26 protein-coding genes are annotated in these 25395 nt (G+C 72.0%); 4 read left to right on the top strand and 22 right to left on the bottom strand.

Going from position 1 to position 25395, the window contains the following annotated elements; genetic code table 11:
- Window positions 1-56: 56 nt before the first annotated feature.
- A complete protein-coding gene (dinG, locus tag QC818_RS15700) occupies window positions 57-2201 on the bottom strand; it encodes an ATP-dependent DNA helicase DinG (RefSeq protein ID WP_309653803.1) in 2145 nt (714 codons plus the stop codon).
- 140 nt (window positions 2202-2341) lie between these two features.
- Window positions 2342-3622 (bottom strand): ATP-dependent RNA helicase RhlB, encoded by a 1281-nt coding sequence (gene rhlB, locus QC818_RS15705; RefSeq protein ID WP_309653804.1) that lies wholly within the window; start codon window positions 3620-3622, stop codon window positions 2342-2344.
- A 167-nt stretch (window positions 3623-3789) separates the two neighbouring features.
- On the opposite strand from rhlB, the gene QC818_RS15710 reads away from it, so the two are divergent.
- Both QC818_RS15710 and xthA read left to right on the top strand, forming a co-directional pair.
- On the top strand, window positions 3790-4026 hold the full coding sequence (locus QC818_RS15710; RefSeq protein ID WP_309653805.1) for a hypothetical protein: 237 nt from the start codon (window positions 3790-3792) through the stop codon (window positions 4024-4026).
- A 3-nt stretch (window positions 4027-4029) separates the two neighbouring features.
- Window positions 4030-4845, top strand: a complete 816-nt coding sequence (gene xthA, locus QC818_RS15715; RefSeq protein ID WP_309653806.1) for an exodeoxyribonuclease III — start codon at window positions 4030-4032, stop codon at window positions 4843-4845.
- On the opposite strand, the gene QC818_RS15720 is transcribed toward xthA, so the two are convergent.
- From QC818_RS15720 to QC818_RS15745, 6 genes are read right to left on the bottom strand one after another with little or no spacing between them, the layout of a single operon-like run.
- On the bottom strand, window positions 4812-5978 hold the full coding sequence (locus tag QC818_RS15720) for a hypothetical protein (protein ID WP_309653807.1): 1167 nt from the start codon (window positions 5976-5978) through the stop codon (window positions 4812-4814). The two genes, xthA and QC818_RS15720, sit on opposite strands and share 34 nt — an antisense overlap.
- A gap of 5 nt (window positions 5979-5983) precedes the next feature.
- Window positions 5984-6718, bottom strand: coding sequence for an energy transducer TonB (locus QC818_RS15725; RefSeq protein ID WP_309653808.1), 735 nt, complete (start codon window positions 6716-6718; stop codon window positions 5984-5986).
- Window positions 6718-7125, bottom strand: coding sequence for an ExbD/TolR family protein (locus QC818_RS15730; RefSeq protein WP_309653809.1), 408 nt, complete (start codon window positions 7123-7125; stop codon window positions 6718-6720). Before QC818_RS15730 ends, QC818_RS15725 begins: the two co-directional genes overlap by 1 nt.
- Window positions 7118-7654, bottom strand: coding sequence for a MotA/TolQ/ExbB proton channel family protein (locus tag QC818_RS15735; protein ID WP_309653810.1), 537 nt, complete (start codon window positions 7652-7654; stop codon window positions 7118-7120). The genes QC818_RS15730 and QC818_RS15735 overlap by 8 nt, the downstream gene beginning before the upstream one ends.
- Complete coding sequence (locus QC818_RS15740) at window positions 7635-9008, bottom strand: MotA/TolQ/ExbB proton channel family protein (RefSeq protein ID WP_309653811.1); 1374 nt, start codon at window positions 9006-9008, stop codon at window positions 7635-7637. The genes QC818_RS15735 and QC818_RS15740 overlap by 20 nt, the downstream gene beginning before the upstream one ends.
- The gene (locus tag QC818_RS15745; RefSeq protein ID WP_309653812.1) at window positions 9005-9772 is read right to left on the bottom strand and encodes a DUF3450 domain-containing protein; all 768 of its coding nucleotides are present in this window, start codon (window positions 9770-9772) and stop codon (window positions 9005-9007) included. The genes QC818_RS15740 and QC818_RS15745 overlap by 4 nt, the downstream gene beginning before the upstream one ends.
- Before the next feature lie 151 nt (window positions 9773-9923).
- Here QC818_RS15745 and QC818_RS15750 point away from each other — a divergent pair, with 151 nt between their 5' ends.
- A complete protein-coding gene (locus QC818_RS15750) occupies window positions 9924-10322 on the top strand; it encodes a hypothetical protein (RefSeq protein ID WP_309653813.1) in 399 nt (132 codons plus the stop codon).
- 227 nt (window positions 10323-10549) lie between these two features.
- Here the strand turns inward: QC818_RS15750 and QC818_RS15755 are convergent, their stop codons facing one another.
- Window positions 10550-11476, bottom strand: coding sequence for an electron transfer flavoprotein subunit alpha/FixB family protein (locus QC818_RS15755; protein WP_309653814.1), 927 nt, complete (start codon window positions 11474-11476; stop codon window positions 10550-10552).
- The gene (locus QC818_RS15760; RefSeq protein ID WP_309653815.1) at window positions 11473-12225 is read right to left on the bottom strand and encodes an electron transfer flavoprotein subunit beta/FixA family protein; all 753 of its coding nucleotides are present in this window, start codon (window positions 12223-12225) and stop codon (window positions 11473-11475) included. Before QC818_RS15760 ends, QC818_RS15755 begins: the two co-directional genes overlap by 4 nt.
- A gap of 356 nt (window positions 12226-12581) precedes the next feature.
- On the opposite strand from QC818_RS15760, the gene QC818_RS15765 reads away from it, so the two are divergent.
- Window positions 12582-14249 (top strand): electron transfer flavoprotein-ubiquinone oxidoreductase, encoded by a 1668-nt coding sequence (locus tag QC818_RS15765; protein ID WP_309653816.1) that lies wholly within the window; start codon window positions 12582-12584, stop codon window positions 14247-14249.
- Between the two features lie 204 nt (window positions 14250-14453).
- Here QC818_RS15765 and QC818_RS15770 read toward each other — a convergent pair whose 3' ends face one another.
- The 12 genes from QC818_RS15770 to fabG form a co-directional block, all read right to left on the bottom strand.
- Window positions 14454-15278 (bottom strand): sulfurtransferase, encoded by an 825-nt coding sequence (locus QC818_RS15770; RefSeq protein WP_309653817.1) that lies wholly within the window; start codon window positions 15276-15278, stop codon window positions 14454-14456.
- Window positions 15275-17452 carry an ATP-dependent helicase gene (locus tag QC818_RS15775; protein ID WP_309653818.1) on the bottom strand — a complete coding sequence of 726 codons (2178 nt, stop codon included), beginning with the start codon at window positions 17450-17452 and terminating at the stop codon, window positions 15275-15277. The genes QC818_RS15770 and QC818_RS15775 overlap by 4 nt, the downstream gene beginning before the upstream one ends.
- Window positions 17443-17988, bottom strand: a complete 546-nt coding sequence (locus QC818_RS15780) for a DUF1285 domain-containing protein (RefSeq protein ID WP_309653819.1) — start codon at window positions 17986-17988, stop codon at window positions 17443-17445. Before QC818_RS15780 ends, QC818_RS15775 begins: the two co-directional genes overlap by 10 nt.
- 29 nt (window positions 17989-18017) lie before the next feature.
- Window positions 18018-18848 carry a TatD family hydrolase gene (locus tag QC818_RS15785; protein WP_309653852.1) on the bottom strand — a complete coding sequence of 277 codons (831 nt, stop codon included), beginning with the start codon at window positions 18846-18848 and terminating at the stop codon, window positions 18018-18020.
- A 65-nt stretch (window positions 18849-18913) separates the two neighbouring features.
- Complete coding sequence (locus QC818_RS15790; protein WP_309653820.1) at window positions 18914-19249, bottom strand: PilZ domain-containing protein; 336 nt, start codon at window positions 19247-19249, stop codon at window positions 18914-18916.
- A 59-nt stretch (window positions 19250-19308) separates the two neighbouring features.
- The gene (locus QC818_RS15795) at window positions 19309-20298 is read right to left on the bottom strand and encodes a DNA polymerase III subunit delta' (protein WP_309653821.1); all 990 of its coding nucleotides are present in this window, start codon (window positions 20296-20298) and stop codon (window positions 19309-19311) included.
- Window positions 20295-20948: a dTMP kinase gene (gene tmk / locus QC818_RS15800; RefSeq protein WP_309653822.1), complete on the bottom strand. Its 654-nt coding sequence runs from the start codon at window positions 20946-20948 to the stop codon at window positions 20295-20297. Before tmk ends, QC818_RS15795 begins: the two co-directional genes overlap by 4 nt.
- Before the next feature lie 28 nt (window positions 20949-20976).
- On the bottom strand, window positions 20977-21981 hold the full coding sequence (mltG, locus tag QC818_RS15805; RefSeq protein ID WP_309653823.1) for an endolytic transglycosylase MltG: 1005 nt from the start codon (window positions 21979-21981) through the stop codon (window positions 20977-20979).
- On the bottom strand, window positions 21978-22781 hold the full coding sequence (pabC, locus tag QC818_RS15810) for an aminodeoxychorismate lyase (protein WP_309653824.1): 804 nt from the start codon (window positions 22779-22781) through the stop codon (window positions 21978-21980). The genes mltG and pabC overlap by 4 nt, the downstream gene beginning before the upstream one ends.
- A gap of 50 nt (window positions 22782-22831) precedes the next feature.
- The gene (gene fabF, locus QC818_RS15815) at window positions 22832-24070 is read right to left on the bottom strand and encodes a beta-ketoacyl-ACP synthase II (RefSeq protein ID WP_309653825.1); all 1239 of its coding nucleotides are present in this window, start codon (window positions 24068-24070) and stop codon (window positions 22832-22834) included.
- Window positions 24071-24265: 195 nt separating this feature from the next.
- A complete protein-coding gene (gene acpP / locus QC818_RS15820) occupies window positions 24266-24499 on the bottom strand; it encodes an acyl carrier protein (protein WP_008956801.1) in 234 nt (77 codons plus the stop codon).
- Window positions 24500-24625: 126 nt separating this feature from the next.
- The gene (gene fabG / locus QC818_RS15825; protein WP_309653826.1) at window positions 24626-25369 is read right to left on the bottom strand and encodes a 3-oxoacyl-ACP reductase FabG; all 744 of its coding nucleotides are present in this window, start codon (window positions 25367-25369) and stop codon (window positions 24626-24628) included.
- Between the last annotated feature and the right edge of the window lie 26 nt (window positions 25370-25395).

The following is a 25395-nucleotide window of genomic DNA, read 5'->3' on the forward strand; positions in this document are numbered from 1 at the left end:
GGCGACTCTCCTTATCGCGGGCCCCGCGCGAGGCCGGACGGTGACATGACCGCATCCTAGCCGCCCTGCACCACCCCGTCGATCTCGCGGACGAAGGGCGGCAGGGCATCGATCAGGGCACGGCCGTAGCGGCGAGTGAGCACGCGCCGATCCAGCAGGGTGATGCGCCCGCGGTCGGCCTCCTTGCGGATCAGCCTGCCGCAGGCCTGGACCAGCTTGATGGAGGCGTCGGGGACGCTGATGCGCATGAAGGGGTTGCCGCCCTGCTGCTCGATCCACTCGGCCAGGGTCGCCCCCACCGGATCGTCGGGCACTGCGAAGGGCAGCCGGGTGATGACCACATGGGTCAGGTAGTCGCCGGGCAGGTCGATGCCCTCGGCGAAGCTCGCCAGGCCGAACAGGATGCTGCCCTGCCCCGCGTCGACCCGGGCGCGGTGGCGCTCCACCAGCTCGCGCTTGGGCATCCGGTCCTGGGCCAGCACGCGCTTGCGGGTGTCGTCGGAGAGCGCCCGCTCCACGGCGCGCAGCTGGGCTCGGGAGGAGAACAGCGCCAGCACCGCCTCGTCCTCGCCCAGGGCCTCGACGAAGTCGACGATGGCCCGCTCGTGGCCCTCGCGGTCGGCGGGATCCGCCGCCTCGCGGGGCACGCTGAGCACCGCCCGGGAATAGTCGAAGGGGCTCGGCAGGCGCTGATAGCGGTAGCGGTTGGCCAGGCCGGCGCGTTCCTGCAGGCGCTCGAAGCGGCCCAGGGCGGTGAGGGTCGCCGAGGTCACCACGGCGCCATGGCAGCGCCCCCATAGCGACTTCGCCAGGGTGTGGGCGGCGGACACCGGGCTCGCCGAGAAGGTCAGCTCCGGCTCGCCGCCGAAGCGCTCCAGGGTCAGCCAGCGGGCCCGGGGCGGCTCGCCTTCGGGGTCGGCCTCGGCGAAGGCCTGCCACAGGGCGTGGGCCTCCAGCGCCCGGCCGTGCAGCAGCGCCACCAGCGGCAGCCAGGGCTCGGCCTGTTCGCGCGGCAGGCCGGTGGACTTCTCGGGATCCAGGCTCTCGCGGAGGATGTCGGCCATCGACTCCATCGTCCGCGACAGCTCGGCGAACAGCGTCACCAGGCCGTCGGCCTGCTCGCGCAGGGCGTCCGGCACCCGCCCCCCCTCGAAGCGATGCTGGGCGCCGTCCTCGCCGTCGCCCAGGCCTTCCGGGCGGCCGGCGAGCTGGTGGCCCAGGGCGAAGGCCTCGCCGAGCCGCGGCTCCACCGCCTCGAAGAGCTGGGGCAGGCTCGCCAGCAGCCGGGCCAGGGTGGGCTGCACGGCCAGCGCCTGGTTGAGCTCGGTGAGCGACTTCTTGAGGGTGCGCAGCCAGCGCAGGGCGCCGCCCACGGCGAAGCGGTGGGTGAAGTGGTTGAGCGCCTTGTCCGGCAGGTGGTGGCCCTCGTCGAAGACGTAGAGGCAGTCGCCGGGGTCCGGCAGCACCACGCCGCCGCCCAGGGCCAGGTCGGCCAGCACCAGGTCGTGGTTGGCGACGATGACGTCGGCGCTGTCCAGGTCGCGGCGGGCACGGAAGAAGGCGCAGGCGCCGAAATGGCCGCAGCGGCGATTGGTGCACTGGCGATGGTCGACGGTGAGCTTGCGCCAGTGGGCGTCGTCGATGGCCTCGGGCCAGCTGTCGCGGTCGCCGGCCCAGCGGCCGTTGCCGTAGGCCTCGCCCAGCGACTGGACGAGCTTCTGGAAGTCGTCGCCGCCGCTGTCGAGTGCCTGCTCGAAGAGCGACAGGGTGGGATTGTCCTCGCCGCCGTCCATGGCCTGGTCGAGGCGCGCCACGCAGACGTATCGGCCCCGCCCCTTGGCCAGGGCGTAGTCGAAGGCCAGGCCGCTGTGGGCCTTGAGGGCCGGCAGGTCCTGGTGCAATACCTGCTCCTGCAGGGCCACGGTGGCGGTGGCCACCACCAGGCGCTTGCCGCGAGCCTTGGCCACCGGCAGCGCGGCCAGCAGGTAGGCCAGGGTCTTGCCGGTGCCGGTGCCGGCCTCGAGCACGCAGACGTGCTCGTCGCTGGTGCGCCGGCCGGCCTCGTCGGTCTCGATGCCCGCCAGGGTGCGGGCGATCTCGGCGATCATCAGCCGCTGGCCGTAGCGGGGCGTCAGCTCGAGCCCCTCGAGGACCCGGCGGTAGGCGCCCTGGATCTCGCCCTTCAGGGCCTCGTCAAGCATATCCGTCCTAGCTGTAAGCCTTAAGCCGTAAGCTGTAAGAGAAAAACATTCCAGCTGAGCCCAACCTGGCTCCATGGGCGGCTCCGCCAAAGCTGCAAGCCCTCTACTTCAGGCTTACAGCTTATAGCTTACAGCTGCCGTTAAAGCAGCCCCTCGGGCGGATGCTCGCAGGGCAGCTTGTCGTTGATGAAACGCTCGATCTCGGGCAGCGAGAAGGCGTCCTCCTCGCCCACGAAGCTGATCGAGGTGCCCTTGGCGCCGGCGCGGCCGGTGCGGCCGATGCGGTGGACATAGTCCTCCGGATCCTCGGGCAGGGTGTAGTTGATCACGTGGCTGACATCCTCGATGTGGATGCCGCGGCCGGCCACGTCGGTGGCCACCAGCACCTGGATCTCGCCCTCGCGGAAGCGCTCCAGGGTGCGGATGCGCTGGTTCTGGGGCACGTCGCCGGACAGCATGGCAGCGTTGATGCCGGCCTTGCCGAGCAGCTCGTCGAGCTTGCGCACCAGGTCACGGCGGTTGCCGAACACCATCACCCGCTCGAAGCTCTCCTGCTGCAGGAGATTGACCAGCAGGCGCTGCTTGTCCTCGTCGCTGACCAGGTAGACCCGCTGATCGATGTCGGCGGCGTTGTCGACGGTGACCTCGATGTCCACGTGGGCCGGGGACTGGGTCCACTGGCTGGCCAGGTTGAGGATGTCCTCGGTGAAGGTGGCCGAGAACAGGAAGGTCTGGCGCTCCTCCTTCTTCGGCGTGTGACGGATGATGCGCTTGACGTCGGGGATGAAGCCCATGGACAGCATGCGGTCCGCCTCGTCGAGCACCAGCACCTCGACCTGGGTGAGATCCACGTCACGCTTCTGGTGGAAGTCCAGCAGGCGCCCCGGGGTGGCGACCAGGATATCCAGCGTCTTGCCCAGCCCCTCGAGCTGTTTCTGGTAGTCCATCCCGCCGACCACGCTGGCCACGTTGAGCTGGGTGAAGCGGGCCAGCGCCTTGGCGTCCTTCTCGATCTGCAGGGCCAGCTCGCGAGTCGGCGCCACGATCAGCGCCCGCGGGGCGCCGGGTTTCTGGCCGTCCGGGGCCTCTTCCTCGAGGAAGTAGGCGAGGATGGAGATCAAAAAGGCGGCGGTCTTGCCGGTGCCGGTCTGGGCCTTGCCCACCACGTCGCCGCCCAGCAGGGTGTGCGTCAGGGCCTCGGCCTGGATCGGCGTGCAGTACTCGAACCCCTGGGCGTGAATGGCGCGCATCAGCGGCAGCGGCAGATCGAAGTCGTGGAAGCGCCACTTGCCCGCCACGGCGGGGACCTGGAACTGGCGCAGATCCCAGTTCGACTGACGACGGCGCGGCTTGCGGCGGCGACGCTTGGGCTTGCGGTTCTCGGTCTTGGCCGGTGCTGTGGTCTGTTCCGACTCGCTCATAGGCTGTGCTGTCTCGTCCATGGGGTGGATGGAAAGCGTCGATAGATGGATGAATGCGTGACGCAAACGGCCATTGTACCAGTCTCGCGCGCCGAGGGCGCGCTCGCAGTCGAAGCCGGGGCCGCCGGGCTGGTAGAATGTCCGGCATTGCCCAAGGAGCCTGCGTCATGACACGCAAGAAGAAGACCCGCTCGCTGGCCGACAAGGTGACCATCCGCACCGGCCGGCGCAAGGACTACAAGAAGTGGCGCCACGAGAATCCCGACCAGGTGACCTCGTCGACCCGCTACTCGCAGAAGAAGCGCCAGCAGCGCAAGCTGCAGGCGGCCCGCAAGCAGGCCCGCCAGGAGGCCGGCCAGCCGATCGCCATCCACCCCGACCGCCACGACGACAAGGACGACTGACCGATGCGCCTGGTGTCATTCAACATCAACGGCATACGCGCCCGCCTCCACCAGCTCGAGACGCTGATCGAGGCGCACCGCCCGGCGGTGATCGGCCTGCAGGAGACCAAGGTCCAGGACAGCGAGTTCCCGTTGGCCGCGGTGGAGGCCATGGGCTATCACGTCTACTTCCACGGCCAGAAGGGCCACTACGGCGTGGCGCTGCTGTGCCGCGACGAGCCGGAGGCGGTCTACCGCGGCTTCCCCGACGACGGCGAGGACGCCCAGCGGCGCTGGATCGGGGTGCGCCTGCGCGGTGCCGACGGCGAGCCGCTGACGGTGTGGAACGGCTACTTCCCCCAGGGCGAGAACGTCGACCACCCGGTGAAGTTTCCCCACAAGCGGGCCTTCTACGCCCAGCTGTCACGGCTGCTCGACGAACGGCACTCCCCGGAGGAGCGCCTGGCGATCATGGGCGACTTCAACATCTCACCCGAGGACATCGACATCGGCATCGGCGAGGCCAACCGCAAGCGCTGGCTGCGGGAGGGCAAGACCAGCTTCCAGCCGGTGGAACGCGAGTGGCTCGAGGGCATCAAGGCCTGGGGGCTGACCGACAGCTATCGGCTCTGCCATCCGGAGGTCAGCGATCGTTTCAGCTGGTTCGACTACCGCTCCCGGGGCTTCGACCGCGACCCCAAGCGCGGCCTGCGCATCGACTACATCCTGGTGACCGAGCCGCTGGCCGCGCGGGTCCGCGAGGCCGGGATCGACTATGCGCTGCGGGGCATGGAGAAGCCCTCGGATCACGCCCCGGTGTGGACCGAACTGGACGACTGATTCCCCTCGGCGGCGCCGGCCTCACCGGCCACGCCGCGGCCTTCCTGCCCCGGCAGGCTGGCCAGCCAGGCCTCGGCCGCCCGCTCGCCGAGCGTCAGGGCCCGCGACAGGGCCCGCTCGGCGAGCCGCCACTCGCCCCAGCCATGGGCCAGCCGGCCCAGCCGTAGCCAGTCCTCGCCCTGGCCGCCCCGCTCCGCCACGACCTCCCAGGCGGCCAGCGCCCGGTCGCGATCCCGCGCCGCCTGCCAGGCCCGGGCAAGCAGCCGGCGGTTGGCGAGATCATCGGCGAGCCTACCCTCCTCCAGGGCCTCGGCGAGCAGCTCGGCGGCCCGGGCCGGGGTGCCGCCGGCCAGGTGCAGGCGGATGCGCTGCTCGAGGTCCTCGGCGCCGCCGAGCACGCCGCGATGCCAGCCGGCCTCCCAGATGGCCGCCGCCCGGCCGGGATCGCCGAGCCGCTGGGCCAGGCCCGCGGCCCGTCGCCAGGCGGCGGGATCGTCACCGGCGCCTTCCAGCCGACGCTCGATCAACCCCAGGGCCTCGGCCGTCTGGCCGGCGCGCTGCAGCACGCCGGCGGCGAACCGGGCCCGGGCGCCCTGCGGATCGCCGCCGGCCGCCAGGGCACGCTCGACCCAGTGCGCCGCGGCCTCCCAGTCCGTCGCCTCGGCCAGCCACTGCGCCATCCGCCAGTGATCCTCGGGCTCGCCTCGGTGACGGCTCAGCCAGTCGCCCAGCAAGGCCCGCGCCCGCTCGGCCTGACCGGCCCGGCCGCGCAGCCCGGCCTCCTGGCGCTGCCAGCGATCGGCCTGGTCGCGGTCGATGCCCTCGATGTGCCGAGCTTCGGCCAGGTGCTCGGCGGCGGCGGCAGGGTCCCCGCGCCGCGCCTCGGCACCGGCGGCCAGCTGCAGGTAGAGGGCCCGCGCCCAGCGATCGGCGGCGTTGCCCCCGGCCAGTCGCCCGGCCTGGGCCAGGGCCCGATCACGGACCGCCTCGCCCTGCCCGGCCTGCAGCTGGCGCTCCAGCGCCTCCAGGTCGCGAATGATGCCGCCCGGCAGGGACGGCGCGGCCTGCAGCGGGCCCGCCAGGCCCAGCCAGGCTCCGGCCAGCAGGCCGGCCAGTCGAGTGCGTCGACGCATGGCATTCACCTCAGCTGAAACTCCAGGCGCTGGCGCGCCCGGCGGCGACCCTCGGCCGCCACGAACTGCCAGTCGGCGATGGCGCGGCGGGCGACCCGGTCGAAGACGCCGCGCGGGCTCGCCTCGACGACCTCGATGCTGCCCGGCTCGACCCGGCCATCCGAGGCGATGATGAACTGCACCACCACGTGGCCCTCCAGCCCCCGGCGACGGGCGCGGGACGGGTATTCGGGCGGCACGCGGCGGGTCGCCTGGGCGGAGCGCCCCACGTCCACCGGCTCCCGGGACACCGGCTCGGCGGAGGCCGCCGGCGCCGCGGCGGGTTCGGGCGCCGGCTCGGGGCTCGGCTCCGGGGCCGGCTCGGGCGTCGGCTCGGGGTCCGGGCGCGGCTCGGGTTCGGGGTCCGGCGGCGTCTCGACGAGGTCCGGCAGGGTCTCGTCGAGGGGCACCTCGGGCATGTCCATGGGCGGCAGCTCCGGCTCCGGCAGGGCGATGGCGCTGTCTACCGACGGGGCCGGCGCCGGCTCGGGCGGCGGCGTGGGGGCGCTGGGCGGCGGCGGGGGCGCGGCTGCCGCCGGCACGGGCTCCGGGGCCGGCTCGGCGGGCACCTCGGCCAGCGCCATGGTCAGCTCCTGGCGGGGCTCCGGTTCCGCCTCCGGGGGTGCGACCAGCAGCGCCAGCAGCCAGAACAGCCCCAGCGCCAGCGCCGTGCCGGCGACCAGCGAGATCGGCAGGCGCATCAGGCGCCGCTCCGCTGGGCGGCCACGGCCACCTGCTCGACGTCGGCCTCGCGCAGCCGGTCCATCACCTCGATCAGCACCCCGGTGGCGGCCTCACGGTCGGCCTGGATGACCACCGAGCCGTCGTCGCTGACCAGGCTCGCCACCCGCGGACCGACCCGGTGCAGGTCCACCGGCTCGCCGTCGACCCAGACGGCGCCCTCGGGGGTGATCGCCACCAGCACCTGGACGTCCGGGCGCGGGGTCGCCGCGCTGGACTCGGGGCGCTCGATCTCCACCCCGCTCTCCTTGATGAAGCTGGTGGTGACGATGAAGAAGATCAGCATGATGAAGACCACGTCCAGCATCGGGGTCAGGTTGACCTCGCTGGTCTCCTCGCCGGCGGTGGCCAGTCGACGTCTACGCATGGGCGTCCTCCGCGGCGCGGGCCAGGCGGTCGTGCAGCCGCTGATCCTCGCGCCGGATGATGTGTTCGAGACGGGCGACGAACAACAGCCCCACCACCGAGACCGCCATGCCGCTGAGCGTCGGCAGGGTGGCACGCGCCACCCCGTCGGCCATGGCTCGCGCCTGGTTGACGGCGGTGACCGAGAGGCTGTCGAACACCGTGATCATGCCGGTGACGGTGCCCAGCAGGCCGAACAGCGGGCAGACCACCACCAGCAGCTTCAACCACGGCAAGGGCGCGCGCAGACGGGCGATCAGCTCCCGGGTCCAGACCTCGCGCAGGGTCAACGCGCTCCAGCTGGCATGGTCGTTCCGGGCCACCCAGCGCGCCACCAGCGCCCGGCGCGCCGGACGATAGTGGAAGCGGAAGAACCACCAGCGCTCCAGGCCCAGCGAGAACAGCAGCACGGCCACGGCGACGATGACCAGCAGCACCGGGCCGCCGGCCTCGACGAGCCAGGCCAGCGGATCAAGCCAGGGCATCGGCATGGCGCGGAGCCTGGGTCGAGGCGGGCGTGCGGGCGGCCTCCAGGGTGTCGGCCAGGGCGGCGCTGGCATGGCCCTCCAGGGTGCCGACCAGCGCCCGGCTGCGGCTGGACAGCGCCGTCTGGGCGAACAGCAGCGGCACGGCGGTGATCAGGCCGAGCACCGTGGTGACCAGCGCCTGGCTGATGCCGCCGGCCATCAGCTGCGGGTCGCCGGTGCCGAACACCGTGATCGACTGGAAGGTCACGATCATGCCGGTCACGGTCCCCAGCAGCCCCAGCAGCGGCGCCACCGCGGCGAGCATCTTGACCAGCCCCTGGCCGCGCTCCAGGCGCGGCTGCTCGGCCAGCAGTGCCTCGTCGAGCCGGGCCTCCAGGGCCTCGGGGGCATGGTCGGCGCCCAGGGCATGGAAGCGTTGCAGCACCCGGCCCAGGGGATTGTCGTCGCGCAGCCGGCCGAGGTCGGCGAGCTGGCGACGCAGGGTCGCGGTGACCCGCAACAGGTAGAGGTACTGCCCCAGGGCCACCAGCAGCCCCCCGACGCCCAGGGCCACCACCACATAGCCCACGGCACCGCCCTGGCGGAAGCGCTCCCAGAGGCTCGGCTGGCGGGCCAGGGCCTCGAGCACCCGGCCGTCGGCGGGGTCGAAGGCGACCGTGTCGCCCTCGCCGGCCTGGAAGGCGCGCAGCCGCTCGGCGACCGCCTCGGGGGTATGCGGCAGCACCGCCAGGCGCCCCTGGTCGCCGCGGCGCTCCAGCAGGCGGCCGTCGCTGGCCGCCAGCAGGTCGCCCAGGCGTACCACCGGGCGCTCGGCGACCTCGCCCTCGGCGCCGGCCACCGGCGCCTCCAGCGCGACCACCCGGGCCGTCTCGGCGCTCAGCCCCATCAGGCTGTCGGCCAGGGTCGAGAGCTGCTCGGCCCGCAGGATGCCGTCGGCCTCCAGGCGCGGCGGCAGCGCCGCCTCGGCGCCCAGGGTCAGCCAGCTCCCGGCGAGGTCGTCGCGCAGCTCGCCGCTGAGGCCGGCCACCTCGTCGAACACGGCGTCCAGGTCGCCGCCCTGCTCCCGGCGGCGGGCCTGCAGCGCCGCGAGGGCCTCGGCCTGCGCCTGCTGGCGATCTTCCAGTTCCTCGCGGCGCTGCCGTGCCGCGTCGCGCTCGGCGCGGGCCTGGGCGAGCGCGGCGTCGAGGGCCTGTTCGTCGTCGACCAGCTCGGCCAGGCGCGCCCGATCCCGGGCCTCGGCGGCCTCGCGCTCGGCGCGCAGGGTCTCGAGAGGCGCCTCCTGGGCCTGGGACGGCGCCGGCAGGCCCGCCAGCAGCGTGCCCGCCAGGGCGGCGCACAGGGTCAGGTGACGGATCATCGGGCATCCTCCCGGGGTTGCGAGACGGGCAGGTCCAGCAGCGCGGGGGCGCGCTGCTCGCGGGCGATCGCCAGCCCCTTGCGGACCTCGGCCAGGGCCGGCTCCGCCAGCGGGCGCCAGGCGTCGACATCGGCCTGCCAGACGCCGCCGCGATGCCCGTCGGGGGTCAGGTAATACCAACCCACCCGGCCGAGGCGCAGGAAATCCACCTCACGGGGCGTGTCGCCGTCCAGCTCGCCGCGCCAGGCATCCAGCCCACGGCCGTAGTCGAGTTCGGCGCGCCAGGCGGCCAGCACCCGCTCCAGCTTGTCGGCGGCCCCGAGCTCGGGATCGCTCAGCAGCCGCTCCAGGCCCTCCACCCGGGCCAGGCGCTCGTCGCGCAGGAAAGGCATATCGGCTTCCACCCAGGCGCGCAGCCGCTCGACCATGCCGCGCATCAGCCCCGGCAGCGCCTCACGGGTCTCGGACAGGGTGTCGAGCGCCTCGCGGCGACTCGCCAGCGTCTCGCCCTGGCGCTCCACCAGCGGCGCCAGCTCGGCGTTGTAGGTCGTCAGGCGGCGCGCGGCTTCCCGCGCCTCGCGCAGCGCCTGCAGCTTGTCGCGCACCGCCTCGTCGGCGGCATCGATGCGCGCCTGCAGCTCGGCCTGGGTACGCTGGGCGTCGAGGGTCTCCCCGCGAAGCGTCGGTTCGGCCATCGCCGCGGTGGCCAGCACCAGCGACAGCCCGGCGAGGCCACGACGGAGCCAGGGGTGTGGATGAGGCACAGGCTTCTCCCGAAAGGTGCTCGAAACGCGAAGTACGCTACCTGTAACAAGAATAATTATCAATGCTTGGCGCATCCGGCCCGCTCCGCCTTGACAGGTCGCGGCCCCTGCACAAGAATGCGACACATTCTCACCAAAAACTGCGATGCACATGAAGGCGGAACGCTCACGGCTGTATTACACCTGCACCTTCCTGCATGTGTCCTTCCAGGCCATCCGGGGGACGCTAGAGAGCGGCCGGCAGGACGATGCCGGCCCCTGCTGGCTGGATGCCCGGCTGATCGAGATGCTGTCCGGGGAGCTGAAACGCTGCCGACGGGAGGCGGCGCCCTTCGAGGAGGTGGCGCAGGCGCTTGACAGCGCCATCTATCACTGCGGGCTACTGCTGGCCCAGTGCCCCGCGGCCCTGAATCGCCGGCTGTGCGAGCACCATCTCGAGGCCATTCAGGCGCCGCTCAAGGAGGCCATCGCCCGGCTGGCCGCCCCAACCCGCGCGGCGACGCCCTGGCAGGCGGCGCGCCGCCTGCTGGGCGGCCGGGGACGCCGATAGCGCCCCGGGAAGGGCGACACGGCCCGCCGGACGATGCCCGCGCCCCGATGACAACGGGCCGACCCCTCCCGGGGCCGGCCCGTCGCCTGACACGGCGCCGACGGCTCGATCGCCACGCCGCCACTTGGAGCTTGCTCTCGAGCTCCGGCGGCGCCTCGAAGGGATCGGCGACGAGACCGGTGGCTGTCGAGAGCGCGACCGGTAAGGTCGCGCCCTGCTCCGCTGGCTTAGAGCTTCTGCTCCAGCTCCGGCAGCGCCTCGAAGAGATCGGCGACCAGGCCATAGTCCGCGACCTGGAAGATCGGCGCCTCCTCGTCCTTGTTGATCGCCACGATCACCTTGGAGTCCTTCATCCCCGCCAGGTGCTGGATGGCACCCGAGATGCCCACGGCGATGTACAGCTCAGGGGCGACGATCTTGCCGGTCTGGCCGACCTGCATGTCGTTGGGCACGAAGCCGGCATCCACCGCGGCGCGGGAGGCGCCGATGGCCGCGCCCAGCTTGTCGGCGATGCCGTCGAGCAGCTGGAAGTTCTCGCCGCTGCCCATGCCGCGGCCGCCGGAGACGACCACCTTGGCGGCGCCCAGCTCCGGGCGGTCGCTCTGCTCGAGCTGCTCGTCGACGAAGGACGACAGGGCGTTGTCGGCGCCGGCCTCCACGGCCTCGATATCGGCGCCGCCGGTCTCGGCCACGGCCTCGAAGGCGGTGGCGCGCACGGTGATCACCTTGAGCGCTTCCTCGCTCTGCACCGTGGCGATGGCGTTGCCGGCGTAGATCGGGCGCTTGAAGGTGTCGGCGCTCTCCACGGCGATGATCTCGGAGATCTGGCTGACGTCCTTGAGGGCGGCCAGCCGCGGCATGACGTTCTTGCCATGGGTGGAGGCCGCCGCCAGCACGTGGCCGTAGGCATCGGCCAGGCCGGCCAGCAGGTCGCCCATGGGCTCGGCCAGCTGATGGGCATAGACGGCGGCGTCGGCGACGCGCACCTTGCTCACCCCCTCGAGCTTGGCGGCCGCCTCGGCGATGGCAACGACGTTCTCGCCCGCCACCAGCACGTCGATGTCGCCGCCGATTTCCCGGGCCGCGGCGACCACATGGGCGGTGGCGCCGGCCAGCTGACCGTCGTGATGTTCGGCAAGGACCAGAATGCTCATGAGATCACCTTGGCTTCGTTCTTGAGTTTGTCCACGAGCTCATCGACCGAGCCCACCTTGACGCCGCCCTGGCGCTCGGCCGGCGGCTCGACGCTGACCAGCTTGAGCCGGCTGGCCACCTCGACGCCCAGCTCCTCCGGGGTCTTGGTGTCCAGCGGCTTCTTCTTGGCCTTCATGATGTCGGGCAGCTTGGCGTAGCGCGGCTCGTTGAGGCGCAGGTCGGTGGTGACGATGGCCGGCAGGGCAAGCGATACGGTCTGCAGGCCGCCGTCGATCTCGCGGGTCACCTTGAGCGTGCCGTCCTCGACCGCGACCTCGGAGGCGAAGGTGCCCTGGGGCCGGCCGGTCAGGGCGGCGAGCATCTGGCCGGTCTGGTTGTTGTCGGTGTCGATGGCCTGCTTGCCGAGGATGGTCAGCTCCGGCTGCTCGTCCTCGACCACCTTGGCCAGCGCCTTGGCGGCGCCCAGCGACTCGACGCGCTCGTCGGTCTGGACGTGGATGGCGCGATCGGCGCCCAGCGCCAGCGCGGTGCGCAGCTGCTCCTGTGCGGCCTTGGGGCCGACGGTCACCGCGACGATCTCGCTGGCCACGCCCCGCTCCTTGAGGCGCACCGCTTCCTCCACGGCGATCTCGCAGAAGGGGTTCATGGCCATCTTGACGTTGGTGAGGTCGACGTCGGAGTGATCCGGCTTGACCCGGATCTTGACGTTGTAGTCGATGACGCGTTTGACCGCGACGAGTACCTTCATATTGCCCTCGCTTGGTTCAGTCTCGGAACCGTGGGTAATGGAGGCCGGCATCACGCCGCCGGGACGCGACGACCGCCTTCATAGAACCGACCGGCATGCTTTTATGCGTTTCATGCAAGCGTTTGATAGGCCCGCACCGGAAAACGCTTTCAATGTGCCACAGCCCGACCTGCGGCAACAATCCCCGCCATGCCGGGAATCCCTCCTCACGGGGCTGCGCCCATCGTAAGGGGTGACCCTTTGCGGCTATTATGCCTATCATGAGACATGCCTAGAAGCAAACGACCGTTTTAAAACCTTTCGACGTTGGTGGTACCCCGGGGCCGAACGACGTCGCGGCGGGAGGAGACAGACCTATGACAGAACAAATCGAGCGCGACAGCATGGAATTCGACGTGGTGATCGTCGGTGCCGGGCCCTCCGGCCTCGCCGCGGCCTGCCGGCTGATGCAGCAGGCCAACGAGGCCGAGCGGGAGCTCACCGTGTGCGTGGTCGAGAAGGGCTCCGAGGTGGGCGCGCATATCCTCTCCGGGGCGGTCTTCGAGCCCCGCGCCCTGCAGGAGCTGTTCCCCGACTGGCAGGAACGCGGCGCGCCCCTGACCACGCCGGCCACCCGCGACGAGCTCTACCTGCTTCAGGACGCCGAGAAGGCCCGCAAGCTGCCCAATGCCTTGGTGCCCAAGACCATGCACAACACCGGCGGCGACATCACCCGCTACGTGATCAGCGCCGGCAACCTGTGCCGCTGGCTGGCCGAGCAGGCCGAGGCGCTCGGCGTGGAGGTCTTTCCCGGCTTCGCCGCACAGGAGGCGATCATCGAGGACGAGGTGGTCAAGGGCATCCTGATCGGCGACATGGGCGTGGGCGCCGACGGCCAGCCCAAGGACGGCCACATGCCGGGGATGGAGCTGCGCGCCCGCTACACCCTGTTCGCCGAGGGCGCCCGGGGCCATATCGGCAAGCGCCTGATCCGCGACTTCGAACTCGACGCGGGCAAGGATCCCCAGCACTACGGCATCGGCCTGAAGGAGCTGTGGGATATCCCGGCCGACCAGCACGAGCCCGGCCTGGTGCTGCACGGCTCCGGCTGGCCGCTGGACAAGCACACCCATGGCGGCTGGTTCCTCTACCACACCGACAACCAGCAGGCGGTGGTCGGGCTGATCATGGACCTGTCCTACCAGAACCCCTGGCTGTCGCCCTTCGACGAGTTCCAGCGCATGAAGCACCATCCGGTGCTGGCCCGCCACCTGGAGGGCGGCTCGCGGGTCGCCTACGGCGCCCGGGCCATCGCCAAGGGCGGGCTCAACTGCCTGCCGAAGATGACCTTCCCCGGCGGCCTGCTGATCGGCTGCGACGCCGGCACCCTGAACTTCGCCAAGATCAAGGGCCTGCACACCGCCATGAAGTCCGGCATGGTGGCCGCCGAGAGCGTGTTCGAGGCGCTGGCCGCCGGCGACGAGGGCGGCGCCGACCTGACCGCCTTCGAGGACAGGTGGCAGGCCAGCTGGGCCTATCGGGAACTCGACGAGACCCGCAGCTTCGGCCCGGCGATCCACAAGTACGGCACCGTGGTCGGCGGCGCCTACAACTTCCTCGACCAGCTGGTGGGCGGCAAGCTGCCGACCCTGCACGACAGCGTGCCGGACCATGCCACCCTCAAGAAGGCGTCCGAGTGCGAGAAGATCGACTACCCCAAGCCGGACGGCAAGCTGTCCTTCGACAAGCCCTCCTCGGTGTTCCTGTCCAACACCAACCACGAGGAGGATCAGCCCTGCCACCTGAAGCTGGCCGACCCGGAGCTGCCGATCCGCGACAACCTGCCCGAGTACGCCGAGCCGGCCAGCCGTTACTGCCCGGCCGGGGTCTACGAGGTGGTCGAGGACGATCAGGGCAAGCCGCAGTTCCAGATCAACTTCCAGAACTGCGTGCACTGCAAGACCTGCGACATCAAGGATCCGGCCCAGAACATCACCTGGGTAGCGCCGGAAGGTGGGGGGGGACCGAACTATCCCAATATGTAAGCTCGGGCTACGGGCTACGGGCGATGCCAGGAAGCTTAGCTCGAAGCTCGAAGCTCGAAGCTCGAAGCTCGAAGCTCGAAGCCAGCATAAACAGAAACGCCCCGCAGGCCTCGGCCTGCGGGGCGTTTTCTCTTCCAGCTTCAAGCTTCCAGGCTCGAAGCGGCGTTCTTCCTGCTCCCGAACGGAGTCCGGGCACAGCCCGGCTCAGTCGCCGGTGGCGACGGGGCGGGCCGGGTCGCGGATCCACTCGCTCCAGGAGCCGGGGTAGAGCCGCGGCAGGGGCCGGCCAGCGACGGCGTAGGCGAGGATGTCGTGACAGGCGGTGACGCCCGAGCCGCAATAGGCGATCGGCGACTCGCCGTGGGGCAGCTCCGCGTCCAGCCGCTCGGGGGCCTTGAAGCGGCCGTGCGCGTCGAGATTGTCGGCGCTCGGCCGGCACACCGCCCCGGGAATGTGCCCCGCCACCGGATCCACCGGCTCGCTCTCGCCGCGGAAGCGCGCCCGGGCCCGAGCATCCACCTTAAGGGCTCGGCCGGAGAACACCTCCCGGGCGTCGGCGAGGTCCTCGCCGCGAAATGCCGGCCTCCAGTCGCTCGCCGCGGGCAGGGGCTCGCGCCCCAGCGGCAGCGCCCCGCCGGCGTCCTGCCAGGCGCGCAGGCCGCCATCGAGCACGCGCACGTCCGGGTGGCCGGCCCAGCGGGCGAGCATCCACCAGGCTCGGGCCGCGGCCAGCTGCCCGCCCATGTCGTCATAGACCACCACCGGCCGCGCGGGGTCGAGGCCCAGGCGGCGGAGCGTGGCGGCGAAGGCCGCCGGCTCCGGCAACGGATGCCGGCCGCCCTCTCCCGGCGGCCCGGCCAGGTCACGGTCCAGGTCCAGGTGATGGCTGCCCGGCACATGGCCCTCGCGCCACAGCCGGTCGCCGGCATCGGGGTCGCCCAGCCGCGCCCGGCAGTCCAGCACCCGGGGCGGGGCCTCGCCGTCCAGCTCGCGGCGCAGCGCGGCGGCCTCGATCAGCACCTCGTTCATCGGCCTTCTCCTTCCAGCAGTTCGATGGGGGCCCGGCGGGCGATCAGCCGCCGGCGGCCGGCCTGGCCGAAGCCGACCTCGATTACGGGATTGGCCGGGTCGCCCTCCACCACGCGGATCTCGCCCTCGCCGAAGACCGCATGGGTCAGCCGCTGGCCGACCCGATAGTCGGCGGCGGTTGCAGGGCTCGCCTCGCCGGCCTCCACCGGCAGCGACCGCCCCAGGGCCGCCAGGTAGCGGCGCACCAGCGCCGGCCGGGCGACCCGCAGCGGCGTCTCGTCGCCGGCGGCCAGGCGCTCGGCCACCCGCTGGCCGTCCTCCCAGGCGGTCTCGGCCAGGAAGCGGCTGGGCCGATGGTCGCCGCCGTCGTGCAGCATCACCAGGCGTTCCCGGGCCCGGGTGATGGCCACGTAGAACAGCCGCCGCTCCTCCTCGAGCCGCGGTGGCGTCAGCGGATTGTCGCGGGTGTAGTGCGGGAAGTCCTCCTCGTTGACCCCGCCCAGCACCACCAGCGGCCACTCCAGGCCCTTGGCGCCGTGCACGGTGGTGATCAGCACGCCGTCGTCGCGGTTCTCCACCGGGCGGCGCAGCAGCTCGATGAAGGCGTCGAGCCCCTCGGCCTGGCGGGCCTGCTCCACCAGCACGTCGAGCAGCCGCACGTCCTCCTCGCCCTTGTCGCGGCGCGCGGCCGCGCGCTTGAGCACCTTCTCCGCCTCGACGGCCTCGATGACATGCTCGAGCAGCCGCGCCGGGGACCAGCCGGCAAGCCGCGGCAGCTCGCAGAGCAGCGCCCAGCGGCGCTTGAGGGTGCGCCGCTGGTGGGGCTTGAGGGCGGCGAGCAGCGGGTCGTGGCGCTCCGGCCAGCGCTGGGTCTCGGCCAGCCGGGTGGCCAGCGCGGCCAGCCGCTCCCGGGCGACGAAGGGCGTGGGCTGGGCCAGCAGGGTCGACAGGTGGCCGGGATCCTGCAGCAGGCCGGCGTCCCGGGCCAGCATCAGATAGCCCGCCAGGGCCTCCACCAGCGGCAGGCGGAACACGAAGCGGTCCTCCCGGGATAGCCGGAAGGGGATCCCCTCGCGCAGCAGCCCCAGCTGCAGGGGCACCGACAGCGCCCAGCTGCGCACCAGCAGGCAGGCCTCGTCGAGGCGGCGGCCCTGCCCCTGCCAGCTGGCGAGGGCATCGAGCAGCCCCTGGCCGCCCTGCCCCACCGCCAGCCGGGTGTCGGGATTGGTCGGCGCGGCCAGGCACAGCTGGTCCGGGCGGCGGCGGTTGGCGGCGATGGCGTGGTTGGCGGCCAGCGCCAGGGCATGGCCATGGCGGAAGGTGGTGGACAGCGGGTAGTCCCGGGCGGCGCCGAAGGTGGCGGTGAAGTCGTCGAGCATGGTGTCGGGCCGGGCCCCGCGCCACTCGTAGATGCACTGGTTGGCATCGCCCACCGCCATCACCGCGGCCTCGCGCCCCGCCAGCACGGCCAGCAGGCGCTGCTGGACGGGGTTGATGTCCTGATACTCGTCGATGATGACGTGGTCGAGGAACCCCTGCACCCGCGCGCGCAGGGCGGGATCGGCCTCCAGGGCCGCGAGCGGGCGATAGAGCAGGTCCGCGTAGGTCATCAGCCCCTGGTCGGCCAGCAGGGCCTCGGCGTGCTCGAAGGCGGCGACGAAGTGTCCGGTGTCCTCGCCGAAGTCGAGCCGGGCATGGAGTTCCGCGGGCTCGGCCATCTCCGCCTTCACCAGGCCGCAGAAGTGCGCCAGCGCCTCGAGCTTGTCGGCCTCCAGGGCCGCCTCGCCGGCATCCGGCACCTCGCCCAGGGCCTGCTGGGTGGCCTGGCGCAGCAGCCGCTCCAGCTGCCAGTCGGCGGTCAGCAGGCGGCGTGGCGCCAGCACGCCCCAGCGGGTCAGGCTCTGGGTGAGGCGGTGCCCCAGGGAGTGGAAGGTGCGCACGTCGGGCAGGGCCTGCCCCGCCGGGGCGGTGGCGGCGAGGCGGGACTGGAAGTCCTCCCGGGCGGAGCGGTTGAACATCAGCACCAGCACGCGCCCGGGCTTCACGCCCCGCTCGAGCAGGTGCAGCACCCGCGCCACCAGGGTGGTGGTCTTGCCGGCGCCGGCCACGGCGGCGACCCGGGCGTGGCCGGCGTCGTGGCCGACCACGGCATGCTGTTCGGCGGTCAGTCGCATGGCGCCTCATCGTCCAGGCGACCCAGCGGCTGCCAGGCGCCGCCGCTCACCAGGCCGAGCTCGCCGTCTCGGGGCTCGGCGGCCTCGACCAGCCGATAGAAGACGTTGCGCCCCAGCCGGGCGGCCAGCCCGAAGCGCACCGCCACCTCGGGCACGACCTCGCCCCGGGGGGTGGGCGTGACCGCCAGCCGGTGGCGGTCATCCAGGCGCAGCCGGTCGCCGACGTTGGTGGTCAGCCACCAGTCGCCGGCGTCGTCCCGCTCGGCATCGACGATCAGAAAGGGGCGATCCTCCACCCGGATGCGCTGCCGCTCGGCCGGCGTCACCAGATAATACTCGCCGTCGTCGTCGCGGCGCAGGATGGTGGACAGCAACCGCACCAGGCGCGGGCGCCGGATCGGGCCGCCTTCGTGGATCCAGCGCCCGTCGGCGGCGATGGTCAGGTCGATCTCGCCCTCATGCTCGGGGGCCCAGCGGTCCACCGGCGGGATCTCGCCTTCGGGCTCGATGCCGGCCAACAGCGTATCCAGGTGCATCTCGGGAACCTCCTCGCGGCGCCCCGCCGCTAGCGGACCAGCCCGGCCTGGACCAGGGCCTCGCGGACCTCGGCCGGCGCCTCGGGGGCGGCGGCCTTGAACAGGCGATAGAAGTTGGCGGTGGTCTGCATGGCCACCTCCTCGACGCTGATGCCCCGCTCGGCGGCGATGCATTCCGCGACCTCGACCACCCAGGCCGGCTCGTTGGGCTTGCCGCGATGGGGCACCGGCGCCAGGTAGGGGCTGTCGGTCTCGATCAGCAGGCGATCCAGCGGCAGGGCCCGGGCCAGCTCGCGGATCGAGGCCGCGTTGCGGAAGGTGACGATGCCCGACAGCGAGATGTGAAAGCCGTGGGCCACCGCCTCCCGGGCCATGTCCAGGTCCTCGGTGAAGCAGTGCAGCACGCCGCCCACGCGCGGATCCACATGCTCGCGGATCAGCGCCAGGGTATCCTCCCGAGCCTCGCGGGTATGGATGATCACCGGCAGCTCGAGCTCGGCGGCGGCGATCAGGTGGCGGCGGAAGCGCTCGTGCTGCACCGCCCGGGGCACGCCGTCGTAGTGGTAATCCAGGCCGGTCTCGCCGATGGCGACCGCCTCGAAGCGCTCGGCGCACTCCTTGATGGCCGCCACGTCGGGCTCCTCGGCCACCTCGTGGAGCGGGTGCACCCCGGCGGAGATCACCACGTCGTCGTGGTCGCGGGCCAGGGCGGCGATGCCCGGCACCTCCTCCAGGGTCACGGCGATGGCCAGGAACTGGCGCACGTCCCGGGCCCGGGCGGCGTCCAGGGCGGCGGCGACGTCGCCGCCGTGGGTGCGGGGATCGAGGCGATCGAGATGGCAATGGGAATCGACAAACATCGGCATTTACGGGTCAGGGGAAAGAGAGTGAAGCTCGAAGCTCGAAGCTCGAAGCTCGAAGCTCGTCAGAGCGTATAGGTCGGGGTGCCCTTGTCGAGCTGGCCGGCCAGCAACGCCTCGATGCGGTCGCGCACGCCCTGGTCCTCGGCGCTGAAGTGGATGCCGATCCCCGGCACCCGGCGACCGGCCACGCCCTCCGGGGACACCCAGACCACCCGTCCGGTGACCGGCAGCCGCTCGCTGCCCTCGGGCAGGGTCAGCAGCACGAAGACCTCCTGGCCGAGCTCGTAGCGCTCTCGGGTCGGCACGAAGATCCCGCCGCGCTCCAGCTGCGGCATGTAGGCCGAGAGCAGCGTGGGCACATCCTGGATGGTCAGGGACAGGGCTTTCTGTGCGGGCATGGGGATCTCCTCGGGTGGTAGCCGGGACGGACCGGGGCGCGGGCCATCTCGCGGGCGCGTCAGGAGCGCAGCAGCGCCGACCAGCGCACCAGCCAGGCCTCGAGCACCAGCTGCGGGTTGGGGTTGCCCCCCTCGGCCAGCAGGCGACGTTGTTCGCGAGCATAGTCCAGGAGACGGAACCAGTCCCGGACCCGGCCGTTCTTGACCGCCTGGCGATACAGCGGCAGCAGGTCCGGGTTGCGCAGCGCCTCGGCGCCGCCGGACAGCCCCAGCCGGATCAGGTCCTCGAGCCAGGCGATACCGTACCACAGGATGGCGTCCAGGGACTGGCGATCGAGCCGCGCGGCCTCGCTCACCGGCTCGGCGCCGCGCACCAGGGCGTCGAAGGTCTCGTGGAGCCGCTGGCGCAGCGCCCTGGCCTCGGGGTCGGCCAGCTCCAGGGCCTGCAGCGGCAGGCCGCCGGCGGCCCTGAGCCAGAAGCGGGCGTCCTCCTCCCCGCCGAGCCGCTCGGCCAGCCAGTCGAGGCAGGCCGCCTCGTCGGGCACGCTCAGGCCCCATTGCTGGCAACGGGAGCGGATGGTCGGCAGCAGGTGCGAGGGAATGTCCGAGATCAGCACGAACAGCGTGCGGCCGCCCGGCTCCTCGAGGCTCTTGAGCAGGGCGTTGGAGGCCGCCACGTTCATGGCCTCGGCCGGCGAGATGACGATCACCCGATGGCCGCCCTGCTGGGCGGTCTGGGAGACGAAGGCGTTGATCTCGCGGATCGGGCCGATGCGGATCTGGCGCTTGCCGTCTTCCGGCGCCACCCGCAGCAGGTCAGGGTGATAGCCGGCGGCCAGCATCTGGCAGGCATGGCAGGTGCCGCAGGCGACCTCGCCGGGCGCCTGGCACAGGGTGCGGGCGATCAGCGCCTCGGCCAGCGAGGCCTTGCCGACACCGTGGGGGCCGGAGAACAGCAGCGCATGGGGCAGGCGCCCGGCATCGGCCAGGCGCACGAGCTCCCGCCAGCGTGGCGCGAGCCAGGGCAGCGGACGCGCCTGTTCGCTCATCCCCAACGCTCCAGGCAGGCGTCGAGGCGCCGCGCCAACTCGGCCTGTACCTGCGCCAGGGGGCGGTCGGCATCGACCACGGCGATGCGCCGGGGCGCCTCGGCGGCCCGGGCCAGGTAGGCTCGGCGCACGGCCTCGAAGAAGGCGCCGCGCTCGCGCTCGAAGCGATCCCGGGCGCCGCCGTCGCGGTCCAGGCGCCCCTCCAGCCGGCGCTGGGCGGCCGCCATGGGCATGTCGAGCAGCAGCGTCAGGTCGGGCTGGAGGCCCTGCTGCACGAAGGCCTCGAGCTCGGCGATGCGCGCCGCGGCGATGCCGCGCCCGCCCCCCTGGTAGGCGAAGGTGGCATCGGTGAAGCGATCGCAGACCACCCAGGCGCCGCGCTCCAGCGCCGGGCGCACCACCCGGGCCAGGTGCTGGGCCCGGGCGGCGAACACCAGCAGCAGCTCGGCGTCGACGTCGAGCGGCTCCTCGTCGGCGGGGTCGAGCAGCAGGCTCCGGATCGCCTCGGCCCGCGGGGTGCCGCCCGGCTCCCGGGTGCGCACCACCTCCAGGCCCCGGGCCGACAGGTGGTCGGCGACCCAGGCCAGGTTGGTGGACTTGCCCACGCCCTCGCCGCCTTCCAGGGTGATAAAGCGTCCGCGCCTCGACATCATGGTGTCCCGGTGGTTGGTGAGTGAGTCAGCGATTACGGATGTAGCGGTTGACGGCGTTGTTGTGCTCGCGCAGCGAGCGGGAGAAGTGGTGGGTGCCGTCGCCCCGGGCCACGAAGTACAGGGCCTCGCCCTCGGCGGGCGTCACCGCCGCCTCCAGCGCCGCCCGCCCCGGCAGGGCGATGGGGGTCGGCGGCAGGCCGTCGATCACATAGGTGTTGTAGGGGGTGGCCTCGCGCAGGTCGGCGCGGGTGATGTTGCCGTCGTAGTCCTCGCCCATGCCGTAGATCACGGTGGGGTCGGTCTGCAGGCGCATGCCGCGCTCCAGGCGCCGCACGAAGACCCCGGCGATGCGCTCGCGCTCCTCGGGCGCCCCGGTCTCGCGCTCCACCAGGGAGGCCAGGATCAGCGCCTCGTAGGGAGTCTCGATCGGCAGGCCCTCGTCGCGCTCGGCCCAGGCCTCCGCGAGCAGGGCGTCCATGCGCTCCATGGCCTGGCGCAGGATCTGCAGGTCGCTGACGCCCTTGCGGTAGCGGTAGGTATCGGGGAAGAAGCGGCCCTCGGGATGCTCGCCCTCGCGCCCCAGCCGCGCCATGATCTCGGCGTCGGACAGCCCGGCGGTGCGATGCTCGAGCTTTTCCGCCGCGTTCAGGGCCGCGCGCATCTGGGCGAAGGTCCAGCCCTCGGGAACGGTCAACGGGTAGGTGACCACCTCGTGGCGGTCCAGGCGCTCGAGCAGGTCCCGGCCGCTCATGCCGGGCGTCAGGCGATACTCGCCGGGCCGCAGGTCGGGCACGGCCTCCGGGTCGAGCCGGGTCAGCAGCCGAAAGGCCCAGCCGTCGGCGACGATGCCGCGATCGTCGAGCTCATGGATCACCCGGTGGAAGCCGGCGCCGGCCGGCACCTCGTAGAGGGTCGCGGCCTCCAGGCTCAAGGACGCCTCGAGCCGCGACTGCCAGTAGCGGTACCCGCCGCCCAGCACCAGGGCCGCCAGGATCACCAGCAGCGGCAGGAACTTGATCACTCGCCTCATGGGACGTCCTTCATTGCGTCAACGGGATAGCCCAGCAGGTCGTGGGCCCGGGCCTGCAGCATCCGGTGGCGCGCGCCGATCGGCCAGCGGCCCCGGGGGCGCCCTTCGGCGTCGTCGAGGCGCACCACCGGCCAGAGCCCCTGAACCGAGTTGCCCAGGCAGATCGCCTCGGCGGCGTCGAGGGCCTCGGGGCCGGCCGCGGTCTCGCGGATCTCGCCGCGGGCCAGCAGGGCCTCGCGCAGGGTCCCGGCCACGCCGCAGCGATCCAGCCGCGGCGTCCACCAGGCGCCGTCCCGCCACCAGAAGAGGTTCATGCAGGTGGCTTCCACCAGCCGACCCTCGGCGTCGCAGAGCACCCCCTCGGCGATGTCCGGCGCCGACCACTCGGCCCGGGCCAGGACGTTCTCCAGGCGGTTGAGGTGCTTGAGCCCGGCCAGGGCCGGCTGGACGCCGAGCCGCAGCCGGCAGTGGCGCACCCGCACGCCCTCGCGCCAGCGTTCCGCCGCCGGGGCGAAGGGCGCCGCCCGCCAGCGCAGCCGTGGCTCGGCCGGCGCCGGGGGCAGATAGCCCCGGCCGCCGCTGCCGCGGGTCAGCACCAGCTTGAGCACCGCCAGGCCGTCGCCGGCGCGGGGCGGCAAGGCCTCGAGGATCTCGCGGGAGGGCATGGGAATGCCCAGCGCCGCCGCGCCGCGGGCCAGGCGGGCCAGGTGCTCGTCCCACAGGCAGGGCACGCCGTCGCGCACCAGCACCGTCTCGAAGAGGCCGTCGCCGTAGGCCAGCCCGCGGTCGTCGAAGGGCACGCCCTCCCCCGGCGCGCCGCCCGGGAGGGCGCTGTCGCCGGCGGCGCCGCTCACACCCGGGAGAAGACCAGGGTGCCGTTGGTGCCGCCGAAGCCGAAGGAGTTCGACAGGCTGACGTCGATCGCCATCTCCCGGGCGCTGTGGGGCACGTAATCCAGGCGGCAGCCGTCCTGGGGGTTGTCCAGGTTGATGGTCGGCGGCGCGACCCGGTCGCGGATCGCCAGCACCGAGAACACCGCCTCGACGGCGCCGGCCGCGCCCAGCAGGTGGCCGATCATCGACTTGGTGGAGCTGACCGCCACGTCACGCGCCGCCTCGCCCAGCACGCGCTCCACGGCACGGCTCTCGGCCAGGTCGCCGGCCGGGGTGGAGGTGCCGTGGGCGTTGATGTAGTCCACCGCGCCAGGATCGATGCCGGCGTCGCGGATGGCGTTCTCCATCGACAGGGCGGCGCCGCTGCCGTCCTCGGGCGGGGCGGTCATGTGGTAGGCGTCGTCGCTCATGCCGAAGCCCGAGAGCTCGGCGTAGATGGTCGCGCCCCGGGCCTTGGCGTGCTCGTATTCCTCGAGCACCAGCACCCCGGCGCCGTCGGAGAGCACGAAGCCGTCCCGGTCGCGATCCCAGGGACGGCTGGCCGCGGCCGGGTCGTCGTTGCGGGTCGACAGGGCGCGCGCCGCGGAGAAGCCGCCCAGGCCCAGCGGGGTGGTGGCCATCTCGGCGCCGCCGCAGACCATCACGTCGGCATCGCCGTAGGCGATGGTACGGGCGCTGTAGCCGATGTTGTGGGTGCCGGTGGTGCAGGCGGTGGTGATGGCGATGTTGGGCCCGCGATAGCCGTGCTGGATGGCCAGGTTGCCCGAGATCATGTTGATGATCGAGCCCGGCACGAAGAACGGCGAGATGCGCCGCGCCCCGCCCTTCTGCAGGGCATTGTGGTTATGCTCGATCATCGGCAGGCCGCCGATGCCCGAGCCGATCGCCACGCCGATGCGGTGGGCGTTGTCGTCGGTGCACTCGATGCCGGCGTCGCTGATCGCCTGGCTGCCCGCCGCGATCCCGTACTGGATGAACAGGTCCATCTTCCTGGCATCCTTGGGGTTCAGGTAGGGGCTGATGTCGAAGTCCTTGACCGAGCCGCCGAACCGCGTGTTGAAGCTGCTGGCGTCGAAGTGCTCGATGGGGGCGATGCCGCTCTTGCCGGCCAGGATGCCGTCCCAGCTCTCCTGCACGGTGTTCCCCACTGGCGTGACCAGGCCGAGCCCGGTCACCACAACCCTTCTACGAGCCATCCGCTTTCCTCCAGATCCAGAATGGTGGCACGGCCCGGCGGGCCGTCGTTGCGCGCATTATACCCGAGTCGACGCCGGCTGTGGTCGATGCGGCCGCCTCCAGACAGCACGAGAGCCGCCCTGCGCGGCAGGACGGCTCCCACCGGGGCTCGGCGGCCCCGGAAACACCTCAGCAAGCGGCGTCTGTCGCCCGTCTTACTGGTGGGCGTTGACGTAGTCGATGGCTTCCTGAACGGTGGTGATCTTCTCGGCTTCCTCGTCGGGAATCTCGGTGTCGAATTCCTCTTCGAGCGCCATCACCAGCTCGACGGTATCCAGGGAATCCGCGCCGAGGTCCTCGGTGAAAGAAGAAGAGTTCTGGATGTCCTCTTCCTTGACGTTCAGGCGCTCGGCCACAACCTTCTTCACGCGCTCTTCGATGGTGCTCATTATGACGTACTCCAGTCGTTCACGTTAAGCCGACTGCTAACCAGCCGCTTCAGATCCGCAAGCCAAAAAGCTGCGGGGTAGTTTATAGACCGCTCAGGTCCGACGCAACCGCCGCATGACGCGGCATCAGCGCATGTTCATGCCGCCGTTGACGTGCAGCGTCTCGCCGGTGATGTAGCCCGCCGGCTCGCTGGTCAGGAAGCCCACCGCGGCGGCGATTTCCTCCGGCTGGCCGAGCCGCGCCAGGGGAATCTGGCCGAGCAGCGCCTTCTGCTGATCCTCCGGCAGGGCCTCGGTCATGTCGGTGGCGATGAAGCCCGGCGCCACGGCATTGACGGTGATGGCGCGGGTCGCGACCTCGCGGGCCAGCGCCCGGGTGAAGCCCTCCATGCCGGCCTTGGCGGCCGCGTAGTTGGCCTGCCCCAGGTTGCCCATGGTGGCGACCACCGAGCTGATCGACACGATGCGCCCGAAGCGGGCCTTGGTCATGCCGCGCAGGCACGCCTTGCTGACCCGGTAGACGGACTTGAGGTTGGCGTCGATCACCGCGTCCCACTCGTCTTCCTTCATGCGCATGAGCAGGTTGTCGCGGGTGATGCCGGCGTTGTTGACCAGGATGGTCGGGGCGCCGAACTCCTCGTTGATGGCCTTGACCAGGCCGTCGACGCTGGCCTGGTCGGTGACGTCGAGGCGGCGCCCCGCGCCCTCGAAGCCGTGCGCCTTGAGGTCGGCATCGATGCGCTCGGCGCCGGCGTCGCTGGTGGCGGTGCCGATCACGATGCGACCCTGGCGGCCGAGCTCGTGGGCGATGGCGCGGCCGATGCCGCGGCTGGCCCCGGTGATCAGGGCGACTCTAGACTCGCTTGACATGCTCTCTTCCGTTCTCGTCCAGGAGT

Origin of the sequence: Halomonas koreensis (genome assembly GCF_031451675.1) — a bacterium.
Taxonomy (GTDB): domain Bacteria; phylum Pseudomonadota; class Gammaproteobacteria; order Pseudomonadales; family Halomonadaceae; genus Halomonas; species Halomonas koreensis.

What these genes read in the sequence shown, in the direction of transcription:
- dinG (WP_309653803.1), bottom strand. Translation starts at nt 2,201, where the DNA reads ATGCTTGACGAGGCCCTGAAGGGCGAGATCCAGGGCGCCTACCGCCGG.
- rhlB (WP_309653804.1), bottom strand. Translation starts at nt 3,622, where the DNA reads ATGAGCGAGTCGGAACAGACCACAGCACCGGCCAAGACCGAGAACCGC.
- QC818_RS15710 (WP_309653805.1), top strand. Translation starts at nt 3,790, where the DNA reads ATGACACGCAAGAAGAAGACCCGCTCGCTGGCCGACAAGGTGACCATC.
- xthA (WP_309653806.1), top strand. Translation starts at nt 4,030, where the DNA reads ATGCGCCTGGTGTCATTCAACATCAACGGCATACGCGCCCGCCTCCAC.
- QC818_RS15720 (WP_309653807.1), bottom strand. Translation starts at nt 5,978, where the DNA reads ATGCGTCGACGCACTCGACTGGCCGGCCTGCTGGCCGGAGCCTGGCTG.
- QC818_RS15725 (WP_309653808.1), bottom strand. Translation starts at nt 6,718, where the DNA reads ATGCGCCTGCCGATCTCGCTGGTCGCCGGCACGGCGCTGGCGCTGGGG.
- QC818_RS15730 (WP_309653809.1), bottom strand. Translation starts at nt 7,125, where the DNA reads ATGCGTAGACGTCGACTGGCCACCGCCGGCGAGGAGACCAGCGAGGTC.
- QC818_RS15735 (WP_309653810.1), bottom strand. Translation starts at nt 7,654, where the DNA reads ATGCCGATGCCCTGGCTTGATCCGCTGGCCTGGCTCGTCGAGGCCGGC.
- QC818_RS15740 (WP_309653811.1), bottom strand. Translation starts at nt 9,008, where the DNA reads ATGATCCGTCACCTGACCCTGTGCGCCGCCCTGGCGGGCACGCTGCTG.
- QC818_RS15750 (WP_309653813.1), top strand. Translation starts at nt 9,924, where the DNA reads ATGAAGGCGGAACGCTCACGGCTGTATTACACCTGCACCTTCCTGCAT.
- QC818_RS15755 (WP_309653814.1), bottom strand. Translation starts at nt 11,476, where the DNA reads ATGAGCATTCTGGTCCTTGCCGAACATCACGACGGTCAGCTGGCCGGC.
- QC818_RS15760 (WP_309653815.1), bottom strand. Translation starts at nt 12,225, where the DNA reads ATGAAGGTACTCGTCGCGGTCAAACGCGTCATCGACTACAACGTCAAG.
- QC818_RS15765 (WP_309653816.1), top strand. Translation starts at nt 12,582, where the DNA reads ATGACAGAACAAATCGAGCGCGACAGCATGGAATTCGACGTGGTGATC.
- QC818_RS15770 (WP_309653817.1), bottom strand. Translation starts at nt 15,278, where the DNA reads ATGAACGAGGTGCTGATCGAGGCCGCCGCGCTGCGCCGCGAGCTGGAC.
- QC818_RS15775 (WP_309653818.1), bottom strand. Translation starts at nt 17,452, where the DNA reads ATGCGACTGACCGCCGAACAGCATGCCGTGGTCGGCCACGACGCCGGC.
- QC818_RS15780 (WP_309653819.1), bottom strand. Translation starts at nt 17,988, where the DNA reads ATGCACCTGGATACGCTGTTGGCCGGCATCGAGCCCGAAGGCGAGATC.
- QC818_RS15785 (WP_309653852.1), bottom strand. Translation starts at nt 18,848, where the DNA reads ATGTTTGTCGATTCCCATTGCCATCTCGATCGCCTCGATCCCCGCACC.
- QC818_RS15790 (WP_309653820.1), bottom strand. Translation starts at nt 19,249, where the DNA reads ATGCCCGCACAGAAAGCCCTGTCCCTGACCATCCAGGATGTGCCCACG.
- QC818_RS15795 (WP_309653821.1), bottom strand. Translation starts at nt 20,298, where the DNA reads ATGAGCGAACAGGCGCGTCCGCTGCCCTGGCTCGCGCCACGCTGGCGG.
- tmk (WP_309653822.1), bottom strand. Translation starts at nt 20,948, where the DNA reads ATGTCGAGGCGCGGACGCTTTATCACCCTGGAAGGCGGCGAGGGCGTG.
- mltG (WP_309653823.1), bottom strand. Translation starts at nt 21,981, where the DNA reads ATGAGGCGAGTGATCAAGTTCCTGCCGCTGCTGGTGATCCTGGCGGCC.
- fabF (WP_309653825.1), bottom strand. Translation starts at nt 24,070, where the DNA reads ATGGCTCGTAGAAGGGTTGTGGTGACCGGGCTCGGCCTGGTCACGCCA.
- acpP (WP_008956801.1), bottom strand. Translation starts at nt 24,499, where the DNA reads ATGAGCACCATCGAAGAGCGCGTGAAGAAGGTTGTGGCCGAGCGCCTG.
- fabG (WP_309653826.1), bottom strand. Translation starts at nt 25,369, where the DNA reads ATGTCAAGCGAGTCTAGAGTCGCCCTGATCACCGGGGCCAGCCGCGGC.